General features: G+C 61.3%; 27 protein-coding genes. 16 read left to right on the top strand and 11 right to left on the bottom strand.

Going from position 1 to position 25,237, the window contains the following annotated elements:
- Window positions 1-205: 205 nt before the first annotated feature.
- The 3 genes from ABH944_RS18370 (at window position 206) to ABH944_RS18360 (ending at window position 3,934) form a co-directional block, all read left to right on the top strand.
- The gene (locus ABH944_RS18370) at window positions 206-1,453 is read left to right on the top strand and encodes an MFS transporter (protein ID WP_404608024.1); all 1,248 of its coding nucleotides are present in this window, start codon (window positions 206-208) and stop codon (window positions 1,451-1,453) included.
- Between the two features lie 6 nt (window positions 1,454-1,459).
- Entirely contained in the window at window positions 1,460-2,293 is an 834-nt protein-coding gene (locus tag ABH944_RS18365) for an amidohydrolase family protein (protein ID WP_404608022.1), read from the top strand.
- An 84-nt stretch (window positions 2,294-2,377) separates the two neighbouring features.
- Window positions 2,378-3,934, top strand: a complete 1,557-nt coding sequence (locus ABH944_RS18360; protein ID WP_404608021.1) for a methyl-accepting chemotaxis protein — start codon at window positions 2,378-2,380, stop codon at window positions 3,932-3,934.
- Window positions 3,935-3,969: 35 nt separating this feature from the next.
- Here ABH944_RS18360 and ABH944_RS18355 read toward each other — a convergent pair whose 3' ends face one another.
- The 4 genes from ABH944_RS18355 to ABH944_RS18340 all read right to left on the bottom strand — a co-directional run bounded on the left by ABH944_RS18355 (window position 3,970) and on the right by ABH944_RS18340 (window position 6,170).
- Complete coding sequence (locus ABH944_RS18355) at window positions 3,970-4,692, bottom strand: GntR family transcriptional regulator (protein WP_404608019.1); 723 nt, start codon at window positions 4,690-4,692, stop codon at window positions 3,970-3,972.
- Window positions 4,693-4,770: 78 nt separating this feature from the next.
- Window positions 4,771-5,025 (bottom strand): cold-shock protein, encoded by a 255-nt coding sequence (locus ABH944_RS18350; RefSeq protein WP_404608018.1) that lies wholly within the window; start codon window positions 5,023-5,025, stop codon window positions 4,771-4,773.
- A 56-nt stretch (window positions 5,026-5,081) separates the two neighbouring features.
- On the bottom strand, window positions 5,082-5,630 hold the full coding sequence (locus ABH944_RS18345; RefSeq protein WP_404608016.1) for a GNAT family N-acetyltransferase: 549 nt from the start codon (window positions 5,628-5,630) through the stop codon (window positions 5,082-5,084).
- A gap of 66 nt (window positions 5,631-5,696) precedes the next feature.
- Window positions 5,697-6,170 (bottom strand): GNAT family N-acetyltransferase, encoded by a 474-nt coding sequence (locus ABH944_RS18340; protein WP_404608014.1) that lies wholly within the window; start codon window positions 6,168-6,170, stop codon window positions 5,697-5,699.
- Between the two features lie 259 nt (window positions 6,171-6,429).
- On the opposite strand from ABH944_RS18340, the gene ABH944_RS18335 reads away from it, so the two are divergent.
- From ABH944_RS18335 to ABH944_RS18290, 10 genes are all read left to right on the top strand, one after another.
- The gene (locus ABH944_RS18335) at window positions 6,430-7,200 is read left to right on the top strand and encodes an SH3 domain-containing protein (RefSeq protein WP_404608013.1); all 771 of its coding nucleotides are present in this window, start codon (window positions 6,430-6,432) and stop codon (window positions 7,198-7,200) included.
- A 248-nt stretch (window positions 7,201-7,448) separates the two neighbouring features.
- The gene (locus ABH944_RS18330; RefSeq protein WP_404608012.1) at window positions 7,449-8,309 is read left to right on the top strand and encodes a DMT family transporter; all 861 of its coding nucleotides are present in this window, start codon (window positions 7,449-7,451) and stop codon (window positions 8,307-8,309) included.
- A gap of 584 nt (window positions 8,310-8,893) precedes the next feature.
- Entirely contained in the window at window positions 8,894-9,289 is a 396-nt protein-coding gene (locus ABH944_RS18325; RefSeq protein ID WP_404608010.1) for a VOC family protein, read from the top strand.
- A 41-nt stretch (window positions 9,290-9,330) separates the two neighbouring features.
- Entirely contained in the window at window positions 9,331-9,963 is a 633-nt protein-coding gene (locus ABH944_RS18320; protein WP_404608008.1) for a twin-arginine translocation signal domain-containing protein, read from the top strand.
- Between the two features lie 45 nt (window positions 9,964-10,008).
- Complete coding sequence (locus ABH944_RS18315) at window positions 10,009-11,577, top strand: GMC family oxidoreductase (RefSeq protein ID WP_404608007.1); 1,569 nt, start codon at window positions 10,009-10,011, stop codon at window positions 11,575-11,577.
- A gap of 66 nt (window positions 11,578-11,643) precedes the next feature.
- Complete coding sequence (locus ABH944_RS18310; RefSeq protein WP_062089465.1) at window positions 11,644-11,967, top strand: ribbon-helix-helix domain-containing protein; 324 nt, start codon at window positions 11,644-11,646, stop codon at window positions 11,965-11,967.
- A gap of 3 nt (window positions 11,968-11,970) precedes the next feature.
- On the top strand, window positions 11,971-12,333 hold the full coding sequence (locus ABH944_RS18305; protein ID WP_404608005.1) for a c-type cytochrome: 363 nt from the start codon (window positions 11,971-11,973) through the stop codon (window positions 12,331-12,333).
- Between the two features lie 193 nt (window positions 12,334-12,526).
- Window positions 12,527-13,960: an MFS transporter gene (locus tag ABH944_RS18300; RefSeq protein ID WP_404608004.1), complete on the top strand. Its 1,434-nt coding sequence runs from the start codon at window positions 12,527-12,529 to the stop codon at window positions 13,958-13,960.
- A 15-nt stretch (window positions 13,961-13,975) separates the two neighbouring features.
- A complete protein-coding gene (locus tag ABH944_RS18295) occupies window positions 13,976-15,175 on the top strand; it encodes a CaiB/BaiF CoA transferase family protein (protein ID WP_404608003.1) in 1,200 nt (399 codons plus the stop codon).
- Between the two features lie 2 nt (window positions 15,176-15,177).
- Entirely contained in the window at window positions 15,178-16,002 is an 825-nt protein-coding gene (locus tag ABH944_RS18290) for a citryl-CoA lyase (protein ID WP_404608002.1), read from the top strand.
- On the opposite strand, the gene ABH944_RS18285 is transcribed toward ABH944_RS18290, so the two are convergent.
- Window positions 15,990-16,754, bottom strand: a complete 765-nt coding sequence (locus tag ABH944_RS18285; RefSeq protein ID WP_404608001.1) for an IclR family transcriptional regulator — start codon at window positions 16,752-16,754, stop codon at window positions 15,990-15,992. The genes ABH944_RS18290 and ABH944_RS18285 overlap by 13 nt on opposite strands.
- A 310-nt stretch (window positions 16,755-17,064) precedes the next feature.
- Between ABH944_RS18285 and ABH944_RS18280 the strand changes: the two genes are divergently transcribed.
- Complete coding sequence (locus ABH944_RS18280) at window positions 17,065-17,961, top strand: alpha/beta fold hydrolase (RefSeq protein WP_404607999.1); 897 nt, start codon at window positions 17,065-17,067, stop codon at window positions 17,959-17,961.
- 46 nt (window positions 17,962-18,007) lie between these two features.
- Here the strand turns inward: ABH944_RS18280 and ABH944_RS18275 are convergent, their stop codons facing one another.
- Entirely contained in the window at window positions 18,008-18,562 is a 555-nt protein-coding gene (locus ABH944_RS18275; RefSeq protein ID WP_404607997.1) for a cysteine hydrolase family protein, read from the bottom strand.
- 84 nt (window positions 18,563-18,646) lie between these two features.
- Here ABH944_RS18275 and ABH944_RS18270 point away from each other — a divergent pair, with 84 nt between their 5' ends.
- A complete protein-coding gene (locus tag ABH944_RS18270) occupies window positions 18,647-19,684 on the top strand; it encodes a GlxA family transcriptional regulator (RefSeq protein ID WP_404607996.1) in 1,038 nt (345 codons plus the stop codon).
- 1 nt (window position 19,685) lies between these two features.
- Here the strand turns inward: ABH944_RS18270 and ABH944_RS18265 are convergent, their stop codons facing one another.
- The 4 genes from ABH944_RS18265 to ABH944_RS18250 all read right to left on the bottom strand — a co-directional run bounded on the left by ABH944_RS18265 (window position 19,686) and on the right by ABH944_RS18250 (window position 22,645).
- Complete coding sequence (locus ABH944_RS18265) at window positions 19,686-20,108, bottom strand: DUF1801 domain-containing protein (protein ID WP_404607995.1); 423 nt, start codon at window positions 20,106-20,108, stop codon at window positions 19,686-19,688.
- Between the two features lie 65 nt (window positions 20,109-20,173).
- On the bottom strand, window positions 20,174-20,701 hold the full coding sequence (locus ABH944_RS18260; RefSeq protein WP_404607993.1) for an SRPBCC family protein: 528 nt from the start codon (window positions 20,699-20,701) through the stop codon (window positions 20,174-20,176).
- On the bottom strand, window positions 20,698-21,033 hold the full coding sequence (locus ABH944_RS18255; RefSeq protein WP_062089455.1) for an ArsR/SmtB family transcription factor: 336 nt from the start codon (window positions 21,031-21,033) through the stop codon (window positions 20,698-20,700). Before ABH944_RS18255 ends, ABH944_RS18260 begins: the two co-directional genes overlap by 4 nt.
- 304 nt (window positions 21,034-21,337) lie before the next feature.
- On the bottom strand, window positions 21,338-22,645 hold the full coding sequence (locus ABH944_RS18250) for an aspartate aminotransferase family protein (protein WP_404607991.1): 1,308 nt from the start codon (window positions 22,643-22,645) through the stop codon (window positions 21,338-21,340).
- 111 nt (window positions 22,646-22,756) lie between these two features.
- Here ABH944_RS18250 and ABH944_RS18245 point away from each other — a divergent pair, with 111 nt between their 5' ends.
- Window positions 22,757-23,629, top strand: coding sequence for a LysR family transcriptional regulator (locus ABH944_RS18245; protein WP_404607989.1), 873 nt, complete (start codon window positions 22,757-22,759; stop codon window positions 23,627-23,629).
- Between the two features lie 46 nt (window positions 23,630-23,675).
- On the opposite strand, the gene ABH944_RS18240 is transcribed toward ABH944_RS18245, so the two are convergent.
- Complete coding sequence (locus tag ABH944_RS18240) at window positions 23,676-25,214, bottom strand: FAD-dependent oxidoreductase (protein ID WP_404607988.1); 1,539 nt, start codon at window positions 25,212-25,214, stop codon at window positions 23,676-23,678.
- Between the last annotated feature and the right edge of the window lie 23 nt (window positions 25,215-25,237).

The raw sequence follows: 25,237 nt of genomic DNA, 5'->3' as shown, positions 1-25,237 counted from the left end.
CATCGTGCGCGCCATGCTCCGCTCAACGCGCAAACTGTCAAAAACTCCGTCTAAAGTCTGAGCGCCATCTGCCGATAACGGGTAAACACCTATCCCACGAACCAATCATTCATATAAACATATATATGTTTTAACGATTGGTTGATCAGTCCTCAATCTCGGCACGCCTCATTTACTCAAGCAGACAAAGACGCACGGAGACTCGATGTTTTCCTGGTACCGGCAGGTTTCTAAAGGTGAGCGATACACGTTCTGGGCGTGTTTCGGCGGTTGGGCGCTGGACGCCCTCGATGTCCAGATGTTCAGTCTCGTCATCCCGGCGATCATTGCGGAATGGGGCATCAGCAAGACCCAGGCAGGTCTGGTGAGCGGCGTTACGCTGGTGGCGTCGGCGCTGGGCGGGTGGATCTGCGGTGCGGCAGCGGACCGTTACGGCCGTGTGAAAACCTTGCAGGTCACTGTCGTCTTTTTCTCCGTCTTCACGTTGCTGTCAGCGTTCGCGCAGAATTATCCGCAGTTCATCGTGTTGAAAGCACTGCAGGGTTTTGGCTTCGGCGGCGAATGGGCAGCGGGCGCGGTGCTGATGGCCGAGACCATCCGCAACGAGCATCGCGGCAAGGCGATGGGCGCCGTGCAAAGCGCGTGGGCCGTCGGCTGGGCCGCGGCGGTGCTGCTCTACGCAACCGTGTTTTCGCTCATGTCGCCTGATATAGGGTGGCGAGTGATGTTCGGCATCGGCATCCTGCCCGCGCTCCTGATCATCTACATCCGCCGCAACGTGAAGGAACCCGTGGCGCCCGCACGCAAGGAGGCGGCACTCACGGGCGCGAATGCGCGCACGCCGCTTCTGTCGATCTTCGCGCCCGACGTCATACGCATGACGCTCATCGGTGGCCTGCTGGGCGTGGGCGCACATGGCGGCTATTCAGCGCTGACCACGTGGCTGCCCACCTACCTGAAGACCGAGCGGCATCTTTCGGTGCTCAGTACCGGCGGTTATCTGGCGGTGATCATCGCGGCGTTTTTCTTCGGCTGCCTGGCCGCGTCGCAGTTGCTCGACCGGATCGGGCGCCGCCAGACCATCCTGCTGTTCTCCGTATGCTGCGTGGGGACAGTCATCGTTTACCTGTTTGTGCCGCTCTCCAATCACGCGATGCTCGCGCTCGGCTTCCCGCTGGGTTTTTTCGCCGCCGGCATTCCGGCCAGCATGGGCGCGCTGTTCAACGAACTCTATCCACGCGGCACGCGCGGGACCGGGGTGGGGTTTTGCTATAACTTCGGCCGGGTCGTGTCGGCGGGGTTCCCCGTCATGGTGGGGCATCTGGCCTCGCAGTATTCACTCGGATTCGCGATCGGCGTGGACGCGGCTTTCGCGTATGCAATCGTCGCCGTCAGCGTGATGATGCTGCCCGAAACGCGCGGGCGCACGCTCAGCGAAGACGTTCCGGCATAGACCGTGATGAACGATAGTCTCGTCACCGGCATAGATTCGCACGCCCATGTTTTCACGCGGGACCTGCCGCTCGCGCCCGGGCGGCGTTACGCGCCGGCCTACGACGCCACGCTCGAGCGCTACCAGGCCATGCTTGCGAGCATCGGGATGTCGCATGGCGTGCTGATCCAGCCCAGCTTCCTCGGCTTCGACAACAGCTATCTGCTCGCGTGTCTCGACGCGCATCCGCAGCAGTTGCGCGGAGTCGTCATGGCCGATCCGGCCCACGCGCCTGGGTCTATCGACGGCTGGCATGCGCGGGGGGTGGTGGGTATCCGCGCCAACCTGATCGGCACCCAACTGCCCGATTTCGCCGATCCACACTGGAGCGCATTGCTGTCACGCATGGTCGCGCTCGACTGGCACCTCGAAATGCAGATCGACGCAGGCCGCTTGCATCTGGTGGCGCCCGCGTTGCTGGCAAGCGGCGCGCGGATCGTGATCGATCATTTCGGGCGTTTCGATCCCGCGCTCGGCGTCAGCGATCCCGGCTTCGCTTACCTGGTCCTGCTGGGCCAGACACGGCGCGTGTGGGTCAAGGTATCTGCGGCATATCGGGTGAGTGCGCAACCGGCGAATCCCGAAGCCACCTTCGCCACGAGCGCGAACGCATGGTCCGAATTGCTGCCCGCTTTCGGCGCCGACCGCCTGCTCTGGGGCACCGACTGGCCGCATACCCAGTTCGAACACGTCTGCAATCCACGGCACGCGCTGCACGATCTGTATCGCCTTGTCACCGACGAGTCCCATCGGCGGGCCGTTTTGATCGACACGCCTGCGGAGCTGTTCCACTTCACCTGACCAGAAGCAAGGAAAAAACCCTCAAGTCTTCCGCTTTCGATCCGTTAAACATATATATGTTCATATCAATGAGGTCGACGGACAGTGCTTAGGAACCTTTCAATCAAGACAGGCTTGACCCTTGCGACGAGCGTGTTTGTCTTGCTCGTACTCGTTGTCGGCACGTGTGCATTTGTTTCGCTGGGCCGCGCCAACCAGGCGCTTAGCGGCATGTACGAGCACGATCTGGCGGGCAGCACCGCGCTGACCCGCAGTTCCGAATTGCTGCTGCGTTGCCGTTCGGCGAAGAACCGGTATGAATCGCTGATTGCCGACAACAAGGCCGACGCCGCCGCAAAACAACTGGCCACAGCGCACGAATACTGCAATGAATCGCAAAAGCAGTGGGGTGCGTTCGCGGCGCTGCCGGTATCGGGCGACGCGCAGGCGCTCATTGCCGACGCGGCCGCCAAGCATGCCGCGATGATGCAAAAGGGCATCATGCCGGAGTTCGACGCGCTCGAAGCGAAGGACTTTGACGCGTACAAGCGCATCCAGATGCAGTTCAGCAGTCCGCTCTACAACCAGTTCGACCAGCTTTCGCAGCCCTTGCTCGGCTATGTATCGTCGCGTGCGCAGCAGCGTTTCGAAGGGGCGGAAACTACCGCGAACATCGTGAATACGGTACTGGTCGCCTGCGCGCTGCTGGCGCTGGTGATCGGCATCACCGTCAGGGTCGCGTTGACACGTCTGGTCGTGAAGCCGATCACGGCGATGGCGGCCGACTTCGAGCGCATCGCCGGCGGTGATCTGCATACCCCGATCATGGTGGAAAGCGACAACGAAATGGGCCGGTTGCAAGGCGCGTTGCGCCGCATGCAGACCGAACTCGCGACGACCGTGCGACACATCCGGCATTCAGCGGAATCGATTACCGTCGCGGCCGGCGAGATTGCCGCAGGGAACACCGACCTGTCGGCACGCACCGAGCAGCAAGCTGCTTCACTGCAGGAAACGGCGGCGAGCATGGAGCAGATCAGCGGCACCGTTCAACGCAACGCGGACAATGCCAGCCAGGCGACCACGCTTGCCGCGAGCGCGTCAACCATTGCAAGCCACGGGAGCGCGGTGGTCAACAACGTGATCTCGACCATGGCCGATATCTCGCAGAGTTCGGCGAAGATCGCGGACATCATTACGATCATCGAAGGGATTGCATTCCAGACCAACATCCTGGCGCTTAACGCGGCCGTGGAAGCGGCTCGTGCCGGTGAGGAAGGCCGCGGGTTCGCGGTCGTGGCCGGCGAAGTGCGCAGCCTCGCGCAACGTTCGTCGAGCGCGGCAAAAGAGATCAAGGGTTTGATCGATACATCGGTGGAACGGGTGAACGCAGGCTCGGGGCTGGTGGGAGAAGCCGGCACGACGATGACGCAGATCACGCAAGCCGTTCAGCGCGTGACCAGCATCATGAGCGAGATCTCGGCGGCCTCCGGCGAGCAAAGCCGCGGGATCAGCCAGGTCGCTACCGCCGTCACGCAAATGGACGGGGTCACGCAACAGAACGCTGCGCTGGTGGAAGAAGCCGCGGCGGCTGCGCAATCGCTGGAAGATCAGGCGAAGTCGCTGAAAGACGCGCTCGCGATTTTCAGCGTGAGCGCATAAGCGGGAAGGCCTGAGCGCGCTTCTTCGCGCGTGCCTCAGCGGATCTCCGATTGATACAGGAACTGGCTCGCGGGTCCGCGCGAACGACGCCATTCGAGCGGATGGCGGTCATACCCATAGGCCAGCCGCTCGATCACCACGATCGGCGTTCCCTTCTCGATGCCAAGCAGTTTCGCGTGCTTCACGCTCGCGGCTTCGACCGTCAGGGTTTCCGTCGCCGACGCTACCACCTGATTGCATTTCGCTTCGTACACAGGATAAAGCAGGTCGCCAATAGCGTCGAGCGGCAGGTCGGCGAACGCCGCAAACCGGTCGAGCGGCAGCCAGATGTCCTCGGTTAGTACAGGCGCGTCCTCGATCAGCCGCAGCCGCGCCATCTGGATCACGTTGGCGCCGGGCGCAATCTGCAGCGTGGCCGCGACGGCGGCCGGCGCCTCCACCACGCTGCGCTTCAGAATCTGGCTTTTCGGAATTCGCCGCTCGCCGGACTTGCTCTGGAAGCGGAAGAACCGGAACAGCGAACCGTCGAAGCTCGCGCGCCGGACGAACGTGCCGCGGCCCTGGTAGCGTTCGAGCAGTCCTTCGGCGACCAGCAGGTCGATCGCCTTGCGCACGGTCCCTACCGCGAGATCGAAACTCTGGGCAAGTTCCTGTTCTGTGGGAATGGCTTCGCCGGGTTGCCAGCGGCGCGCTGCTATTTTCGACGCAAGCTCGTCGCGCAGGCGTTGATATCGGGGAAGTCGGTTGTCGGCTTGCATGCGTGATCTTCTGTGTAATACATCCACAGGATTGTATGACTTCCCTTCGGGCTTTGTAGCGTCAAATTGTTTGCCCGGCTATTTCCCCGGCAAAGACCGGGAGAATTCAAGCGCGGCGTCCATCAGCTTGCGGCGTAGCACGTCGTTACCATAGGCTTCCGAAGCGGCCCATACCCAGCCATTCATTCGCCGGCCACGCGAGGTCATCGGAACAATGCCGGATATTTTCAGTGCCCAGGTATCCCGGTCCTTGCCGAGGCGAACCAGCATGCCGTCGTCGCGGGCGCCGCACAGGAGGTTGCCGTACTTCAGCCACGCCCATCCGCCGAACATTCTTCCAGGCCTTCGTCGCGTGCCACGCTGTTTTCCCGTGTGGATGAAGCGGTCGTTCAGGTCCGCCCAAGCGGGCAGCAGTATCGCAGTTCGGTCAGCCACTTGCCGCCGAGTTGAACACCCCTGCTCGAGTTATCGCAGACAAAGCCACTGCGTTTGTAGAAGGCCCGCGCACGGCGGTTGTCCAGCAGGACCCAAAGCGCGACGTCCGTATATCCGGCGGACCACAACGTGTGGCGCGCGGCGTCGATCAAGCGCCTGCCAACGCCCTTGCGCCAACACCACGGGGCGATGTAAAGCGTCTCCACTTCGCCCCAGCGATGATCCTTGTCGCCGTCCCGCGAGTCGCCGAATGCGACCCAGCCGAGAATTGTTCCGGGGGCATTTGAAGGGGTATCGGAATGAACATCGGCATAAGCGATCAGGACCCGGGGCCTTCCCGCGATGATCGACTTGCGCCATGCCTCGCTACGCTGCGCCACGATCAGGTTCGCCAGGTAGGCGTCGGGCAGGATTCCCCGATACGCCGCCTGCCATGCGTCCACGTGGATCGTGGCAATGGCTTGCGCGTCTCCGGCCGTTGCCTCGCGTATTCCAACAAGCATGCCGAGTTCCTTGTCGAGGGGGTTGCCCGATAGCGATAGCGCCGTTCAAGCTGCGACACATCTCTTTCATCTGTACATCGTACCGGGAGCGGTCCAGGTGAGCGGCTTCGCGTGCGTGGCCGAGTCATCGTCTACTTGAGAAAAACCGCATCGCAGGTAGAAGTCGGCGCCGGCTTGCGTGTCGGTCGTCAAACGAACGAGGCGGAACCGTCCGGATGCATGCCGGAGAAGCGCGTCGACCAGTGCTCCGCCAATCCCGCGCCGCCGCGCGGAAGGTGCTACGTAGAGGCGCCGCAGCCGTCCCGCATCGGCCGCCGGAAGATAGGGGTCGATCGTCAGGCCACCGATACCGATCATTCTCCTTTCCTCGAACGCGCCGAGCAGGCACTCCCCAGGTTTGTCGAACCGGTTCGCGCCGCTCCGCCATTCGGCAAGTAACCGTGCCATGAAGTTGAAGCCTTCCGACGCGGCCAAGACCTCGAGCGTGTCCAACTCGGGCGGCAGCGCGGTAATCCGCGTAATGGTCGTGTCAGGTGTCATTGTCGTCCCGCGCTTGCGGCGTGATTCCTGCTGCAGGTGGCTGCGGTTGGGTGAACTCTGGGTGCAGCGCATCATCGGAGGCGGATTCAAGTTTATCCAAATTTCCTGTTCTGCCGGGTTTCACCGGCATAGACTCCATGGCGAACGAACTCCATACTTGCTTAATGAGTCCGGCTGCCGGGTTTCGGGGTCGATGACGCTATGACGGGGACGGTCGCTGACAAGTACCGGGCGCTGCGCTCTCACGACAAGAGGCCATATGCGAAAACAATTGCTTCAATGGGGTTGTATTGGATTTGCGGGGTTGCTGGCGTTGCCGGGTGTGACGTTCGCGCAGCAACAGGCGTACACGAATAGCCCGGTCAACATGCGCGCCGGACCTGCGGGCGACTATCCGATCGTGACTCAATTGCCGGGCGGTGTACCGGTCACCGTCATGGGTTGCATCAGCGGCTATTCATGGTGCGACGTGGTGGTGCCCAACTTGCGCGGCTGGGTTTACGCGGGGCGTCTTAGCTATCCGTATCAGGGCGGCAATGTACCCATCCTGACTTACGGGCCTACGATCGGCTTACCTATCGTGACGTTTTCCATCGGTGCGTACTGGGGTAGTTATTACCGCGGCCGCCCTTGGTACAACCAGCAATCGCATTGGGCGAATCGTCCGCCGCCCGGACGCGGTCCCGGCCGTCCGCCCGGTTATGGCGGACGTCCCCCTTCTGGACCGCAGCCTGGCCATGGCGGCGGCGGGCGTCCTCCCGGACCACCGCCGGGTCAGGGCGCGGGTGGCCGTCCGGGAGGACCGCCACCGGGGCAAGGCGCGGGTGGCCGTCCTCCGGGTCAGGGCGCGGGCGGTCGTCCTCCGGGTCAGGGCGCGGGTGGTCGTCCTCCGGGGCAACCCGGCGGCGGTGGGCGCCCTTCGGGACCGCCACCGAATCGTGGCGGCGGAGGTGGCAATGGCGGTGGTGGCCACGGTGGGGGCAACCAAGGTGGCCACGGCGGCGGGAACAATCAGCAGCAGCCGCGCTAACCGGGGTCTTTCGCCGGCGGCACCACTGCAGGCGATGGCAGCAACATGACGGGTTTCGCGCCGCATGCGCTCGCGTCGTTCGTTTTGAAGAGTCGTCTTCCCGATCAGGCGTCCGCTTCTGCGGGCGTCTGAAGCATCGATAAAAAAGCTGCCCGTGCAACGCGGGATCGCAGAACACTTGAGCCAGGACAATGCTGCAAGCCAATGCTTCGACGCAACATACGAGCCTTAAGACTTTTGCTGCCAAAATGGCTTTTGTGCTGCTGTGGTCCGGGGGGTTTTCGGTGGCGAAGATTGCTGTCGGATACGCGCCGCCGCTGACGCTGTTGGCGTTGCGTTATGGATGTTCGATTTGTGTGCTTATCCCGCTCTTCATCATTACCCGGCCTGCTCTGCCGAAAAGCCGTGCTGACTGGATGCATGCGTGCGTGGTGGGATTCCTTGTGCAGGTTATCTATTTCGGCATGAGTTACCTTGCGTTCAAGGCGGGGGCTTCGGCGGGTGTGGTGGCGGTGATTGTGTCGTTGCAGCCGGTGCTGGTGGCCGCGTTGGCGCCACGGCTTGTGGGTGAGCGCGTGGGTGTGCGGCAATGGCTCGGGTTGGGGCTTGGGTTAATTGGGGCAACGGGTGTCATTGTTGCCAGATCGAGTTTATCGGTGCATTCGATGTCGGGATTGTTGCTCTCGATTGTCGCGTTGATTGGAATGACGGCTGCGTTGCTTTATGAAAAGCGGTTTGGCGTTGGGCAGCATCCGGTGACGGCGAACCTGATTCAGTACTCCGTTGGGTTGGTGTTCTGTGGGCCGCTGGCGCTGTTATTGGAAGACGTTCATGTGGAATGGACGGGGACGTTTATCGCTGCGCTGGGTTACCTGGTGATTGGCAACTCGCTGATTGCGATTACGTTGTTGCTTGCGTTGGTTCGTGCGGGGCAGGCGTCTAGGATTGCGTCGTTGTTCTTCTTTATCCCGCCGGTTGCGGCGGTGCTTTCGTGGATGTTGTTGAATGAAGTCATGCCGCCGCTGGCGTGGGGTGCGATGGTGTTTGCGGTGGCGGGAGTGGCGCTTGCGACTTGGTCGACGTCAAGCGTGAAACCGAGAAAGGCTTGACGATAAACCGAACGTGACCGGCGGCCCAAAAGGGCTTGTTACGTTCACGTAGCTATGAAGATTGGTTTTACGCGGATAGCGCGGGGTGGTCCTTGGGCGGGTTCAGTCACTGGTGGCGAAGCGTGTGGGTATCCGTGTTCGGAGAAGGAGGGTTTCACACATCCTTCGCTCTGGCGAGCACCGTGCTTTTGGGGCACCAATGAATTAAAACTGCACGCTGTGGACACTTAGGGTAGAGCGGTTAAAGCGTTTTCTTTGCTTCGTTTCTTTGTCGCTTTGGACAAAGAAATGACGGGTGCCGCCACGCACAGTGGCTAATAGTGATAAAGAGAATATCCGACTCAGGCAGACCGCTAACGCCGAAAGCAGCAACCCGGCATTGACTCAGACCGCTGACGCTAGAACCTGGCAACGCAGCCCGAACCCCGACCACGAACCCCTCCCAACTCCGTCCACCGGCGCGAGCGAAAAACCACCGCCCTAGGTGTTTCACCCGAGCAAACTCCCCCGCAGTAATAGCCCGCTATTACCCTCTTTTCTGTCAACGTTGCATACTGAAGCGACGCTATGACACGAGTCCCGGCATGATCAAATTCCTCCACTTGATGATCCGCGTTCAGGCGTTGGATCCCTCCATCGCGTTCTATCGCGACGTGTTCGGCATGCGCGAGTCGCATCGCCTTGACTTCGATACGTTCACGCTTGTTTATCTCCGCGATCCTGAGAGTGGCGCCGAGATCGAGCTCACCTTGAACAAAGGCACAACCACCGCTTACACGCATGGCACAGGCTACGGCCACGTGGCATTCGCGGTCGATGACATCGAATCCTTCCGTGCCCGTCTGCTAAGCCAGGGCCTGCAACCCGGCGACCTGAAATCGCTGACCCACAACGGCGCCATCGCCGCGCGCTTTTTCTTCATCACTGATCCCGATGGCTACAAGATCGAAGTGCTGTCCAGGGAGGGCCACTACATATGAACTGACGTTGGCGCTGCACACAATATAAAAGGAGACAAATCATGCCCAAGGCAATCCCCATTGCCGTAGTCGCCGCCGAGACCTTCACGGGACCGGCGGACGACGCAATCCCTGCTGTATCGTCTGCGCGCGTGAGCCGCCGGCGCTTCCTCCAAGGTTCCGTGGTGCTGTCCGGTTTGCTGGTGGCAGGCACCCCGATCGCCCTGCTTGCGCCAAGCCGCGCGTGGGCGGTGGAACTCACCCATATCGATCAGAAGCAGGCCGACGCCATCATGGTGCTCGCGCGCACGCTCTATCCGCACAAGACGCTGCCGGACGCGGTCTACGCACTCGCGGCCAAGGACGTGGATGCAAAAGCCACGGACCCGAAGACCATCGAGGTCATCAAGACCGGCGTGGCCAAGCTGAACGACGCGGCGTCCGGCAAATGGAACGACACAGCAAGCCTCCCGGACGCGCAGCGAACCGCCATTGTGGAAGCGAACCAGAACGATCCGTTCGTCCAGCTCGTGCGCGGCCAGTGCATCACCTCGCTCTACAACAACGAGTTGGCGTTTGCCCATTTCGGCTACGAAGGCGAAGCGTTCAGCAAGGGCGGCTACGTGTATCGCGGCTTCAACGACCTGACCTGGTTGCCCAATCCGCCCGCCGACGCGAGTCCGCCGGTTGCCTGATAGCCGGAATACAGGCACACATCCGATACTGCCGAGGAGGCAAGCATGGCTAAGTTCGACTACAACGACGACTCCGTTGTCGTGATCGTCGGTTCGGGCGCGGGCGGCGGGACGCTGGCGAACGAGTTATGTCAGAAAGGCGTGAAAGTGGTCGTGCTGGAGGCAGGCAAGCGCCAGTCGTCGGCCACCTTTATAAACGACGAATGGAAGTCCTTCGGGCAACTCGCCTGGACCGACAAACGCACCACGTCAGGCAACTGGCGCGTCGCCAAGGACTTCCCGGAACTGCCGGCGTGGATCTGCAAGACCGTGGGCGGCACGACGACCCATTGGGCGGGCGCGTCGCTGCGGTTTCATGAGCATGAGTTCAAGGCGCGCACGACCTACGGTTCCATCGACCAGGCGAACCTGCTCGACTGGCCGATCACGCTCGCCGATCTCGAACCCTACTACGCACGCGCCGAAGACAAGATGGGCGTCACGCGCACGAACGGCATTCCCGGTCTGCCGGGCAACAACAACTTCAAGATCCTGTACGACGGCGCGACAAAGGTCGGCTACAAGAACTGCAGCACCGGCCACATGGCGATCAACAGCCGCCCGCGCGCCGGACGCGGCCGCTGCATGCAGCTCGGCTTCTGCTTCCAGGGCTGCAAGTCGGGTGCGAAATGGTCCACGCTCTATACTGAGATCCCCGCAGCCGAAGCTACGGGCAGGCTCGATCTACGGCCGGAATCGCATGTGATGCGTATCGAAACTAATGCGGCCGGCAAAGCGAGCAGCGTGGTCTACATGGATGCCGACGGCAAGCAGCAGCGTCAGCGTGCACGCGTGGTTTGCGTTGCGGGAAACTCGATAGAAACACCGAGGCTTTTACTGCTCTCTGAATCCTCGAAGCACCCGGACGGCCTGGCGAACAGCTCAGGCCAGGTGGGCCGCAATTACATGCGGCATACCACGGGCTCGGTGTTCGGCGTGTTCAAGGAACCGGTGCATTTTTATCGTGGCACGGTGATGGCCGGGATCGTCACGGACGAAGCCGAATTCAATCCGAAACGCGGTTTTGCCGGCGGCTACGAAATGGAAACCATCTCGCTCGGCTTGCCATTCGCCGCCGCGTTCTTCGATCCGGGCGCATGGGGATCGGACTTTACCTACTATATGGATAACTACGCAAATACTGCCGGGATGTGGATCGTCGGCGAGGACATGCCGCGCGAGACCAACCGCGTCACGCTGAATCACGACGTCAAGGATCAGGTCGGATTGCCGGTAGCGAACGTTCACTACGACGATCATCCAAATGACAACGCCATGCGCGATCATGCGTTCAAGCAAGGCGAGGCCATCTATGTCGCGGCCGGGGCGGTGAAGACGCTGCGCACGCCACCCTACCCGTCCACGCACAACCTCGGCACTTGCCGGATGAGCGCGAAATCGCGTGACGGTGTCTGCAACAAGCACGGCCAGACCTTCGACGTGCCGAACCTCTTCATCTCGGACGGCAGTCAGTTCACGACCAGCGCTGCGGAGAATCCGACGCTGACGATCGTGACGCTGGCGATCCGGCAATCGGAATACATTGCGGATCAGATGAAACGCCGTAGCATATAGGGGCTTGCGAAAGGAACCTCAGGAACCGCCGGCCGGCGGTTCCTTCTTCATTGTGAGGAGCTGTCCATGTGCAGGATCTACGCTCAAACCGATCCGATTCTCTATGAATGCCGCGCGCGCTCGGTGCGTATCAGCGGCGTGACGACGACCATCCGGCTGGAAAACCTCTTCTGGCAGACGTTATCCGAACTCGCCGCGGACAACGACATGACGACCAACCAGCTCATTGCCAAGTTGCATGAGGAAGTCACGCAGCATCTGGGCGAAACGACGAATTTTGCGTCGTTCCTGCGCGTCACCTGTCTTCGATATCAAGGGCTGAGGGCGAATGCATCGATGGATTTTCGCAACCACGTGGCAGCGACGGCGACTGACAAGGTGGCGGGCTGACCCATGACAAAACCGATGACCGGACATAGATGGGCCAAATGGTCTTGTGGCGCACTGTTAGCGGCATGCGTGCTGCCGGCGGCGGCACAGGCAGCGCCGGACGCAGCGGCTGCCTTGTCGATCGTGCAGAAGAACAACTGCCTCTCCTGTCATGCCGTGGACTCGCAGGTGGTCGGCCCGGCGTATCGCGAGATTGCAAAGAAGTACCACGGGGACGCCAGCGCACCGGACAAGCTCTTCACCAAGGTCCGCAATGGCGGCGCCTTCGTCTGGGGAGAGGTCCCCATGCCACCTAACCCGAATATCAGCGACGCCGACCTGCATACCGTCATCGCGTGGATTCTCGCCGGCGCGCCCGACAAGTAAGCCGGCTCATCAAGCCGGAATCCGGGCCCGAGCGCGCTGCCCTCCCCATGCAGCGCGCGGTAATCCTCCCCCGCCTAGGTAAAACCCCTTATTTCCCACGATCTCCTCCCGCACTACTCTCGCGTCACCGTTAAATAGAACGTCGCTCTATCTGACAGAACGACACGAGACGAGATGCCCATAGGAGGGTTCAATGGCAAGCCTGCCAATCGATGCGACACACGGGTCGCCTAATTCAAGCACCGGCGCGGGCGATACAACGTTCGGCGTCAATGCGCGCATCGACCGGCTGCCGGCAACGCGTTCCGTCTGGATGGTGGTGTTCCTGCTGTCCATAGGCGGCTGGTTTGAGTTCTATGACCTGTTTTTCACCGCCTATGTCGGCCCCGGCCTCGTCAAGAGCGGTCTCTATTCCACGACCACCGCCTCCTTCTTCGGCGTCTCGGGACTCGGCGCGTTCGTGGCGGCGTCGTTTGCGGGTCTGTTCATCGGCACGTTCTTCCTCGCGGGTCTCGCCGATAAATACGGCCGTCGCACAGTCTTCACTGTCTCCTTGCTGTGGTATTCAGCGGCAACGCTGATCATGGCGCTGCAAACCACCGCGCCCGCGATCAACCTGTGGCGGTTGATTGCAGGCATTGGCGTGGGCGTGGAGCTCGTGACTATCGATACCTACGTCAGCGAACTCGTCCCCAAACATCTGCGTGGCCGCGCGTTCGCGTTCGTGCACCTGGTTCAATATTCGGCGGTGCCCTCGGTCGCGTTTCTCGCGTGGTGGCTCGTGCCGCAAAAGCCGTTCGGCCTGGACGGGTGGCGCTGGGTGGTGATCATCGGCGCATTGGGGGCGATCGTGGTCTGGGCGATCCGCCGGCGTGTGCCGGAAAGTCCCCGCTGGCTGGCGCAGCAAGGCCGCGCGGCGGAAGCGGAGAAGGTGCTGCAAGCGCTCGAGGCAAAAGTGGCCGCGCAATACGGACGCGCATTGCCGACACCCGTTGCAACGGTCGAACCAGCGACCACGAAAGCCGCGTTCCGCGAGATCTGGCAGCCGCCGTATCGCAAGCGCGCCATCACCATGCTCGTCTTCAACTTCTTCCAGGCGATCGGGTTCTACGGCTTCGCGTCCTGGGTGCCTACGTTGCTCGTATCCAAAGGCGTCACGATCACGCACAGCTTGCTGTACTCGTTTGTCATCGCTATCTCGAATCCGTTTGGACCGCTGATCGGGATGGCGATTGCCGACCGGATTGAACGGAAAACGCTGATCGTGCTGTCGGCGTTCGGGATCGTGGTCTTCGGCAGCTTGTTCGCCACCCAGACCTCGCCGGTCATGCTGATGATCCTCGGCGTGCTGATCACGCTCTGCGGCACCTTGCTCTCCGTGGGCTATCACGCATATCAGACCGAGCTGTTCCCCACGCGCCTGCGCGCTCGCGCCGTGGGTTTCGTGTATTCCATCTCTCGTCTTTCAGCCATGTTTTCCGGCTTCATGATCGCGTTCGCGCTGCGCCACTTCGAAGTGACCGGCGTGTTCGCCTTGATCAGCGTCTCGATGGTGATGGTGATGGGCGCGATCGGCATCTTCGGGCCGCGCACCAACAACCGCAATCTCGATGAAATTTCGCAATGAACCTGGGGTTCTGACATGACGCTTCCATTAGCTGGCGTGCGGGTGCTGGATTTATCGAATGTATTGGCCGGGCCGTTCTGCGCGTATCAACTCGCGCTGCTCGGCGCGGAAGTGGTCAAGGTCGAGCATCCGGAAGGCGGCGATCTGGCAAGGCGCCTGGGCGCCGATAAAGACGCGTCCGCGCGCGACATGGGTACGTCGTTCGTGGCCGTCAATGCAGGCAAGCAATCGATCACGCTGAACCTGAAAGATCCGCGTGGGAAAGAGATCCTGCGTTCACTCGTGAAGACAGCGGACGTGCTCGTGGAGAACTTCCGGCCCGGCGTGATGAGTCGGTTGGATCTTGGCTACGAGAACCTGAGCGCGATCAATCCAAAGCTCATCTATTGCGCGATCTCAGGATTTGGCAAGGATGGCGAATTTTCCGGGCGCCCGGCGTACGACCAGATCATCCAGGGCATTTCCGGCGTGATGAGCGTGACCGGCGATGCGGAAAGCGCGCCGTTACGCGTGGGTTATCCGGTCTCGGATACGATCGGCGGACTGACTGCCGCATTCGGCATTTGCGCGGCGCTGGTCGATGCCCGCGCGAACGGTCGTGGCCGGATGCTCGATGTATCGATGCTCGAAGCCACGCTCTCGACCATGGGCTGGGTCGTGTCGAACTACCTGAACGCCGGCGTCACCCCCGCGCCGATGGGCAACGAAAACTTCACCGCGGCTCCCTCGGGTACGTTCAGGACGGGCGATGGTTTGCTGAACATCGCGGCGAACGAAACGAAGCAGTTCGTGAGTTTGTGCCGGTTGATCGGGCGGCCGGATCTCCCTGATGACCCGCGCTTTTCCGAGCGCAATATACGCAAGGTGAATCGCGCGGCATTGAAAGCCGAGATTGAAACGGCGTTGGCCACCGACAGCGCAATGAATTGGGATGCGAAGTTCACCGAGGCTGGTGTGCCGGCAGGACGCGTGATGTCTGTGCCCGAGATCCTCGCGCATCCGCACCTGGTATCGCGTGAATTCGTGCATGAGTTCAACGGCGACGACGCCATCGCGCGGCAGCGTGTCACCCGCGCAGGTTTCCGTTTCTCCGATGCCGACACCGCGCCCCCCACCCCCGCGCCGGCGTTGTCCGCCAACACGCGCGAACATCTTGCAACGCTCGGTTTCGACGACACACAGATCGACGAACTACGCGCCGAGGGAGTGATCTGACCATGACGCAAACATTTGACGCCGCTACGCTTGCCGCGGATTACTGGAGCACATCGATCATCGATATCCATCCGGGATCGATCAACGTCCGTGGCTTTCCGATTCAGGAGCTGATCGGCGCGATCAGTTTCCCGCAGATGATCTGGCTGATGCTGCGTGGCGAATTGCCGGATAAGGCACAGGCGAGCTTGTTTGAAGCGGCGCTCGTCGCATCGGTGGACCATGGGCCGCACGCGCCGTCCATCGCCATCTCGCGCATGGCGACGAGTTGCGGTTTGCCGTTGAACGGCGCGATGGCGTCGGCGATCAATGCGCTCGACGATGTCCACGGCGGCGCGGGCCAGCAAGCGGTCGAACTATACGATTTGATCGTCGCACTGGAAGATGCGGGCACCGCGTTGAGCGATGCCGTCGCGCAAGGCGTGGACACGTTTATCGAAACGAAGGGCAAGTATCTGCCGGGCTTCGGCCATCGCTTTCATCCTGTCGATCCGCGTGCGGTCAAGCTGCTTGCACTAGTTGATGCCAGTGTCGGACAAGGCGCGATCAGCGGACGCTACGCCGCTGTTGCGCGTGGTATTGAAGCCTTGCTGAAGCAGCGGAAAAACAAGCCGGTGCCAATGAACATCGACGGCGCAACGGCCGTGATCTATGCGGAACTCGGCTTCGCGCCGGAGTTGGCGCGCGGGGTGTTTTGCTTATCGCGTGCGGTCGGGATCTTGTCGCACGCTTGGGAACAACGTGGGCGCAACGAACGCAATAAAGGCCCGATGCCGCGTCAGATGGCCTACAAATACACCGGCAAACCCGAGCGTCATTTGCCCTGAACCTCGGCCGCGTGCCGTTGTGCGTTGCGCAACGCGCGCGCGTCGCCGCCGAGCGCGTCGGTTGCACGCGCAGCGCAATCGAACAACGCGCCGATGTTTCGCTCGACGAACGCCTGATCGATTCGTGAACTCGGACCGGCCAGCGTGAGCACACCGCGCACAGTCTGACGCACGCCGAAAACGGGCATCGAAATCCCGGCTGTCTCGCGGTCACGTTCGCCCATGGAGACGCAGTAAAAGTCGTCCCGAATGCGCTGGAACACTTCGCCTTCAGCCCCGCCGAACGCCAGCAACGCCAAACCGCCCGAACCGCTTTCCAACGGCAGCACGTCGCCCTCGCGAACGTGATAACGCACCGCATGCGTCGAGTCCACACGATGCAAGCACACACGCACCGCTTCGTCGCGAACATAGAACGACACGCTTTCGCCGCTGATTTCGGCAAGCTCGCACATCAGCGGGACGACGATGTCGCCGAGATTCAAGCTGCGTTGATACAGCGCGCCGAGCATGAAGGTGGCCGGGCCGAGCTGATAGCGGCCGTCGTCGAGACGCAGCAGCAAGCGGTGCTGGATCAGCGCGCCCGCCAACCGGAGCAGCGTGCTTTTGTAGAGCCCGGTTCGGGCCGCGAGTTCGGCGAGCGTCAACGACCCATCGTCAGGTTTGAACGCGAACAGGATCGCGCAAGCACGGTCGATGACGGCAACGCCTTCGCTCTCTTTCGGGCCAGGTCGGATCTCGGGCGTTTGCATGGTTAAGCGACGTTGACGACGTTAGCGCCGCGTCTCGTCCTGTGTTGGTATCGAAGGGGAAATTTTACGCGATGCCGGGCGCGTCTCATACGGTTTATATGGAAGCCGAAAACCCCCCAGGTCTGCGGAACGTCGTTTGATGAATCTCGAAAGCGCTTTGATCGGGCGACAAGCAAACGACAAACTCATGGGCGCGCGGCGGCCAGATCGTTAGTTGCTTTTTTTGGTTGTACACCCTCATGCGCGGCTCTGGAATACGTGGCAGCATTTATATGTCGAACGTAACTGGCCACGCTCCTGGAGAACGCTGATGGACGATCGGAACCTGCTGGCGCGCACACCTAAACTCGAGATTGCATACACCGCGTCAGGACCCGCCGACGGGCCGCCGGTCCTGCTGGTGCACGGCTGGCCCGACGCTGCGCGAGCCTGGACGCCCGTGGCGGAACGCCTCGTCGCAGCCGGTTTTCGAACGATTGTTCCGGACTTGCGCGGCGCCGGCAACACGCGCTTTTTGTCGGCGGACACGGTGCGCGACGGTTCCGGGGTGGCGCTCGCGCAAGACGTGATCGATCTGGCCGATGTCCTGGGAATCAATCGTTTCGATGTCGTCGGCCATGACTGGGGTGGACGCACGGCCTACACGCTGGCGGCGCTGTTTCCCGGGCGCATTCGACGCATCGCTGCACTCGCGCTGGCGTTCCAGCCGAAGGGCGCGTTCGCATTACCGCACTTTTCGCAAGCGCGAAAACATTGGTATCAATGGTTCATGGCGCTCGATGCCGCTCCCGCAGCGGTCGCCGCCGACCCCAAAGGTTTCGCGCGTCTGCAATGGGAAACATGGTCGCCGCCCGGCTGGTTCGATGACGCAGAATTCGCCCGCACCGCAGCCGCCTTCGATAACCCCGACTGGGTGCCTGTCACGCTCAACGCTTATCGTCGGCGCTGGCGTGACGGCGAGGCATCGGATCCGGCGTATGCCGTGCTGCGGGAGAAACTGGCGACCATCGACCAGCTTTCCACACCCACGCTGATGATCCAGGGCGGCGCCGATTTCTGCGATGAGCCGGTTTCATCGGAAGGGATGGAAGCCCATTTCACCGGCGGGTACAGGCGAGTGGTGCTGGGCGGCGTGGGGCACTTCCCGCCTCGCGAAGCACCCGGCGCAGTGGCGGATCTGGTTATCGCGCATCTGCGCGGCGAGTGACTGCCTGGATGGCTTGCAGGTGAGCGAGACGGATATGCAACCCGAACTAAGCGTTGATGTATTCGTCCGTGGACAACATGGTTGCATAGGCGAAGCCAAGCGCTGCCATGAAGGCCGCATGCACGTGGGCGGCTGGCACTTTAACGCCGCCGAATTCCATGTCGAGCGTAGCGACGGCGTCATGTATGACCGTCGCCTTGTAGCCAAAGTCCACAGCCGCCCGCGTGATCGCGTCCACGCACATGTGGCTCATTGCTCCGGCAATAACCACTTCTTCTATACCGTTGGTGTCCAGGATATTCTTGAGATCGGTGTCACGAAAGGCATTGATTTGATGCTTCAAGACGACGCGCTCCCCTTCCTTGTTGATCACTTGCGGAGCGATCGCGGCACCTTCGGAACCAGCAACGAAAAACGCTGCATCGCTCTTCGGGGACTCGTGGCGGACGTGCACGACGAGATGCCCGGCAGCACGTGCGGATTGAAGAAGTCGCGCCGCGTTGGCGGCAGCGGCCTCGATGCCAGTCAACGTCCATTTCCCTTCCGGGAAATAATCGTTCTGCAGGTCTACGACGATAAGTGCACGCTTGGTCATGTCCATCTCCTGATATTGATGACGGGTATTGATGAGAGACGCGATCGTTCTCCGAGACTCAAGAGTAAGCTTGCGCGGTGGATTAGCGAATTGGCAGGACTGACAAAAAACGAGGTAAAACTGACAATGGCAAAGAAAACAGCCCCCGTCGAAATAGCGTTGCTGATCTATCCGGGGAGCCAGCTTGCCGCCGTTCATGGGCTAACGGACTTATTCCAGATTGCTGAGCGCTTATTTCAGCGATCAAAAGGTATTGAACACCCGGTGCTCAGGGTAAGCCACGTTCAGTTTGATGCCGGCAGCTCTTCTCCGCCGCGGGCAGATAGCGCACCTGATTTCGTGATTGTTCCGCCCTCGCTCGGGGGGCTGCCCATCGGCGATGCTTTCGCCCCGATCGTGCAATGGCTGAAAGACTGTCATGCGAGAGGCGCAGTGCTGGCGTCCGTTTGTGTCGGGACATTCCTTCTTGCTCAGACCGGCCTGCTCGCGAAGCGCGCAGCGACAACGCATTGGTCGCAGGCGCAGCACCTTGCCGAGCGCTTTCCGGAAATCCGCGTCGATGCGGACAAACTCCTGATTGATGATGGCGACATTCTTACCGCCGGCGGCTTGATGGCATGGCCCGACCTGGGGCTCAGGATAGTCGACCGTCTGCTCGGTTCTGCAGCCATAGTGGAGACTGCGCGTTTTCTTTTGGTCGATCCCCCGGGACGCGAGCAACGCTACTACAGCGCCTTCTCCCCGAAACTCAATCACGGCGACAAAACAATTCTTGAAGTGCAGCACTGGTTACAACAGGACAGTGCCCACCATCCCACAATCGCTTCAATGGCTCAGCGCGCCGGGTTGGAGGAGAGGACATTTCTTCGTCGATTCCAGAAAGCGACCGGTCTTCGCCCGACGGAATATTGCCAGCATCTTCGGGTCGGCAAAGCGCGTGAGATGCTCGAAACGAGCCAACAGTCGTTCGATCAGGTCGCCTGGAAAGTCGGTTACGAGGATGTCGGGTCATTCCGAAAAGTCTTCATCAAGCTCACCGGGCTATCCCCAGGGGACTACAGAAGACGCTTTCGAGTGCAAAGCCAAGGCCAAGGTACTTCGCCAACTCTGCAGGCAGAGGAGGTGTGACCTACTTTGCTCGCTTTGCCTTTGTCTTTGCCTTGGCAGCGGATGTATTCAGGGCGATCGCCGCACGGATAAGCGCCTTGAACTTGCCCGAGTCGAGCTCCTCCCCCTCATGGATGTCGATCGCGCGCCTTGTGTTCCCGTCGAGGCTCGAGTTGAAGAGCTTGGCCGGGTCATCCAACGAAGCCCCCTTGGCGAAGGTCAGCTTCACGACCGACTTGTAGGACTCGCCGGTGCAGATGATCCCGTCGTGTGACCAGACGGGAGTGCCCATCCACTTCCACTCCTCCACAACGTCCGGGTCAGCCTCCTTGATGAGCTCGCGCATCCTGCTCAACGTCTCCCCGCGCCAGTCCCCGAGATCGGTGATTCTTTTGTCGATCAACTCGGACGCGGACTCGCCCTCGCTCAAACCCTGCTTTTTCATATTCTCCTCCTGAAACTTCAAGACCCTTCCAGATTTTGGAGCAAGCCTTTCACTGCGCCCCGGGTTCAGATACCAAACTGCTTCGCATACTCGGTGTTCAAGCGCGGCCAGCCGAATTTCATTGCTTCGCCACCGACAATACGCCCGATGGAGTCCCCGGCCACGAACCGGTCGAGCACATCCAGGCAGATGTGCCAGCCGGCCGCACCCATCGATATAAAGCCGCGATCGATGTTATGCCAGAGCGTAAGACGCGTGCCGTTGCCGAGCGGCTCGAGTTGCCACCGCATGTCGTTGTCACCCCAGCGGTACTCGAGCAGGGTCGGCGCGTCGGCGCGCGTCACCTGCGTCTCCGAAATTTGCGGCGTCGGCGTTCCGACTGTCGAAAGCTTGACCGGGCCGACAGCCGCGAGACTCCGGTCGGCATCGAACGGCGCCCATTCACGCAGGCTGGCCGGGTCGGTCAACGCTTTCCACACTTTCTCGGGCGGATGACGCAACTCGCGGACCAGAATGAGTGTCCACTTGTCCCCGTCCTTTCGGACTTCGGCGCCGGCGGCAGGACCCGGCAGGTATTCGTCGCGGTTGCTCATCGTTTTTTCCCCTTTCGGCGCGGTACAGGATTCGTCTGGTCGAGGTGGCGTTCGAGAGCGTCGACGTGGACCGACCAGAATTGGCGGAACGGAGCGAGCCAGGCGTCTATCTCCATGAGAGGTTCCGGTTTGATCCGGTATAGACGCCGCTGTGCGTCAACGCGCGACTCCACGAATCCGGCCTCGCGAAGGACTCGCAGATGTTTTGAAACCGAGGGCTGCGGGAGGTTCAGTTTCTCCTCGATATCACCCACGGACTGCTCGGAGGATGCAAGCAGACTCAGGATGGCGCGGCGGCTCGGTTCGGCGATGACGGCAAATGTTGATTCCATTCCACGTATATACTCGATCAAGCATATACGTGTCAAGCCACACGCATGTAAGGGGCACCATTGAGCGACAGGAGAAAGCCATCCATCAAGGCCCATTCGCACGTTCCGCTCAAGTGTCCTTTCGCGGAACCTTGCCGACCCTTATGGTGTTTGACCTTCGTCGGAAAACGGGCCACCGCGGCCGAACGCGAGTTTAGCGAACCGTTCGCCAATGCGACGGTGCGCAGGCCCGTCCGGGGGGAGTCGAATCGTTTGCGACTGACCGAACGACTCATTTCGCACGCGGGCTTCATGCCATTGCGTGTCACATGCTCACGCTTTCCTCTATAGCTTGCTCAATGATCGATAACCCCCTGTCGATCTCAGCCTCGGCAATGGTCAGCGGCGGAGCGAGGCGGAAGACGTCTCCAAGTCCGGGTAACTGAACAATATTCATGTGCAAGCCCAGTCCGAGGCAGCGACGTGTAATTGCAGCGGAAAGCGCCGGGGCTGCGGTCTTTGTCGATCTGTTGCCGACGATTTCGATCCCGAGCATCAACCCGCGTCCGCGCACATCGCCTATGCAATCGAAGCGGCTTTGAAGGCTCTCCAGACCGTCGCGCAAACGGGTGCCCATTTCACCGGCGCGTTCAACCAGGCCATCCCTCTCTATGACCTCGATGACCTTGAGACCGACCGCTGCCGGCATCGGGTCCGACACGTGCGTCGTATAGAAAAGGAACCCGCGTTCATGTGCCTGATTCTCGATTTCCTGGGTCGTCAGCACGGCAGCCAGCGGAAGGCCCGCGCCAAGCGTTTTGGACAAGGTCAGGATGTCGGGCACCACGCCGTCGTGCTCGCACGCGAACAGGGTTCCGGTCCTGCCCATGCCGGTCTGGGCTTCGTCCACGATCAGCAGCATTTCGCGCTCGGCACACTTCGCTTTTAGTGCGCGCATATATCCGTGCGGCAGTTCAATCAGGCCACCCGAGCTCAGGATTGGCTCAGCAATGAACGCCGCGAGGCTGCCGCAAGACTGCCTGTCGATCAGGTCGAATGCATAGTCGAGTTCAGCCTCCCAATCATAGGCACCGTTGCGTTCGAATCGTGGCCGGTACGGATAGGGCGCAGGAATGGCAAAGGACCCCACGGCGGCCGGACCGTAACCCTTGCGCCCGGCGCTGTAAGTGGCCGAAGCTGCACCGCCCGTCATGCCGTGCCACGATTGAGCGAAGCTGATGATCTCGTGTCGGCCGGTGACGAGCTTTGCCAGCTTGATCGCTGCTTCGTTGGCTTCTCCACCGGTGCTGAGCAGCAAGGAGCGTTCAAGTCCTTTCGGTGCGATACCGGCAAGGCGGGTTGCGAGGTCCACTACCGGGCGCGAGAGCATCCCGCTGAAAAGATGGGTGAGATTACGCGCGCTCTCGGCGATGACTTCGGCTATTTCCGGATGAGAGTGACCGAGTATGGCGCTCATCTGTCCAGAGGTGAAGTCGAGTATCGCGCGGCCCGTGGAATCGTAGACATGGCTGCCGCTGGCACGCTCGATTATGACGGGCGAGAATGTACCGCCGTAGCGGATCAGGTGCCGCTGAGCGTTTGACCAGAAGTCCAGATCGGTTTGTGCTGACATGACGGTGTCCAGAGTGGAAGGCGGGCGTGCCGAAGATCAATGTAAGCGAACCACGCCGGCGGGTGGAAATGAATAGTTGTGATGCGTGCCATTCAAGGAGCTGATGCCATCATGTTGCAGCTGGATTTCGATTTGCTCAGGACCTTCGTGGCAATAGCGGATGCCGGATCGCTCACGCGCGCAGCGGCGGAAGTTGGCCGCACGCAATCCGCGATCAGCATGCAGCTCAAGAGGATCGAAGAGATCGTCGGTGGCGCGGTGCTGGTGCGTACCGCACGCGGTGTTGAGCTGACGTCACGTGGAGACCGGCTCCTGGCGCACGCCCGAAGGCTGGTCCGGGCACACGACGAAGCGCTGGTCGACGTGACCGGCCGTGGGCTCACCGGCTCCATCCGGCTCGGGTGCCCGGAGGACTATTGCACCGAGTTCCTTCCGGTCGTGCTACGCGCGATAGCGACGCAGCATCCGCGGGTCGCACTGGAAGTCGTGTGTGCGCCTACGCCCTTGCTCGAGAAAATGCTCGATGCACGCCGTCTCGATGTGGCATTGATATCGCTCGACCCGGAGGGCAACCTCGAACGGCTGATCCGCTGGGAGGACCTGGTGTGGATCGCATCGCAAGACTTCTTCGCCCCAAGCGACGGCCCCCTTCAAATAGCCTTGTCAGTTCCCGAAACGCTGGACCATCAGGCGGCGCGGCGTGCGCTCGACGCTGCCAATGTCAGCTACCGCGTGGCATATGAGAGCGTCAGCAAGGATGGGCTGCTGGCCATCGTGAGAGCAGGCATTGCCGTCGCCGTGCTGACGAGAGGAGCGGTTCCTGCGGATTTGCGAATCATGCCGGTTGGAGAAATGCTGCCGCCGCTTCCGCATGTTGGCATTGCTGTTGTTTCGTACTCGGGTACGGTCGATTCGCTTCTTGTGGAGAATGTGAAGGATCTTATGATCCGTACCTTGAGAACGATGTCGCCGCTTGCGCCCTGAGGTATTCCGGCCATCCGGCGAATCCGGTTGACGCGACCGGGAATGATCACTGTCCGGATCGCACCATGGACCCGTCGTCCAGTGTCGGGATGAACCAGCGGCGGAGCGCTTCCTCCAATCCGTCCATGCTGTTCCCCTCACCAGCCCAGGCAACGCAGGCATCGGGACGGATCAGCATCGAAGGCCCTGTATTAGTGGTGACGCAACGTATCCTCTGCGTGCTGGCCGCAACGAGCCTTGAAGCCCTCCCCTCGGTTGAGGCATCGAGAAAAACGCCCATGCCATCCTGCATGACATCGTAGAGCGAGACGTCGGCATCGCCGTGGCGGATCGGCTTGTCGCCAATCAGCCGTCCAATGTCGTCCAGATCCGACCCGAGATCGTAACGGGTGGCAACGCCGCTCATCATCCCTCCAATGAGCCGATTGACGTCATCGAGTTGCATGAGGTTCGCCACGAGATCCCGCATCGCACCCGACTGCGGATCGGGCCGCATGATGGCCATCTGGGCAAGCGTGTTCGCCAGAACGGCGTGGGCGACGGGCCGCCGCTCGGCCGTGTAGGTATCGAGCAGGCTGTCGGGCTTCTCGCCCCGAATGACCGCAGCGAGCTTCCAGCCGAGGTTTGCCGCATCCACAAGCCCGAGGCTCAGGCCCTGACCGCCAAACGGCGAGTGGACATGCGCCGCATCGCCGGCAAGCAGCACCCTGCCCCGGCGATAGGTATCCACAAGCCGCGTGTTGTCCGTCCATCGGCTCCCGCTTGTCAGCGCGTCCACACGGACATCCGCTCCACTGACGCGGCGCAGTACCTCTTCGATCTCCTCGCGTGTGACCGGAGCCTCCCGGTCTTCGGGCGGACCGCTGAAGTCCAGCAAGAACAATCGACCCGGAAACGGCCCGTAGGAAAACACGCCCCCCGATGTGCGATGCCAACCGACAGGCAACAGGCGTTCGGGATGGTCGATCTCGGCGACCGTCTGGTACATCGTCATGCCTGGATCCGTGCCGGGGAACTCAAAACCGGCCATCTTGCGGATCGCACTGCGCCCTCCGTCGCAACCAACCAGGTAGGAGGCGCGCATATGGCCCTCGCCCGCAGGAGAAGTCCACTCCACGTCGACGCCGCCTTCCTGCTGGACGAAACCGGTGACATCACACCCGCGGCGCACCTCGATCCCAAGAGCGCGGGCGCGGCCGGCCAGCATGGCTTCCACGGCGTGCTGATCCACCGGGTGGGGACTCCGTTGCGGCTCTTTCTGCGCGTCCTTTCGGATAAGAGACAGGCCGGCGAAATGGCCACTGAACCTGGACCCTCGACCCCGCACGTCCGGTCCGTTCTGCTCGGCGAACTTCTTCATGGCCGCGAAGGTGCGCTCTTCTGCAACGGCAATGTCCGGGGCCATCCCGCGACGCTGCAACGCTTCGCTTCCCAGCACTCCGATCCCCAACGCCTTTGCTACCATGCTCGGAGCACTCAGGCGCTCCAGCACGACGACGCGTAGGCCGCCCAAAGTCAGTTCGATGGCGCTCAGGAGTCCGACCGGCCCGGCGCCCACAACAACAACATCAATCACTTGATTCATATACTGAATCCCAATGTGTACTC

This window comes from Caballeronia udeis (assembly GCF_044909315.1).
Lineage (GTDB): Bacteria > Pseudomonadota > Gammaproteobacteria > Burkholderiales > Burkholderiaceae > Caballeronia > Caballeronia udeis_A.
Note: the sequence above shows the minus strand (reverse complement) of the source record. Positions and strands in the feature narration are given on the sequence as shown.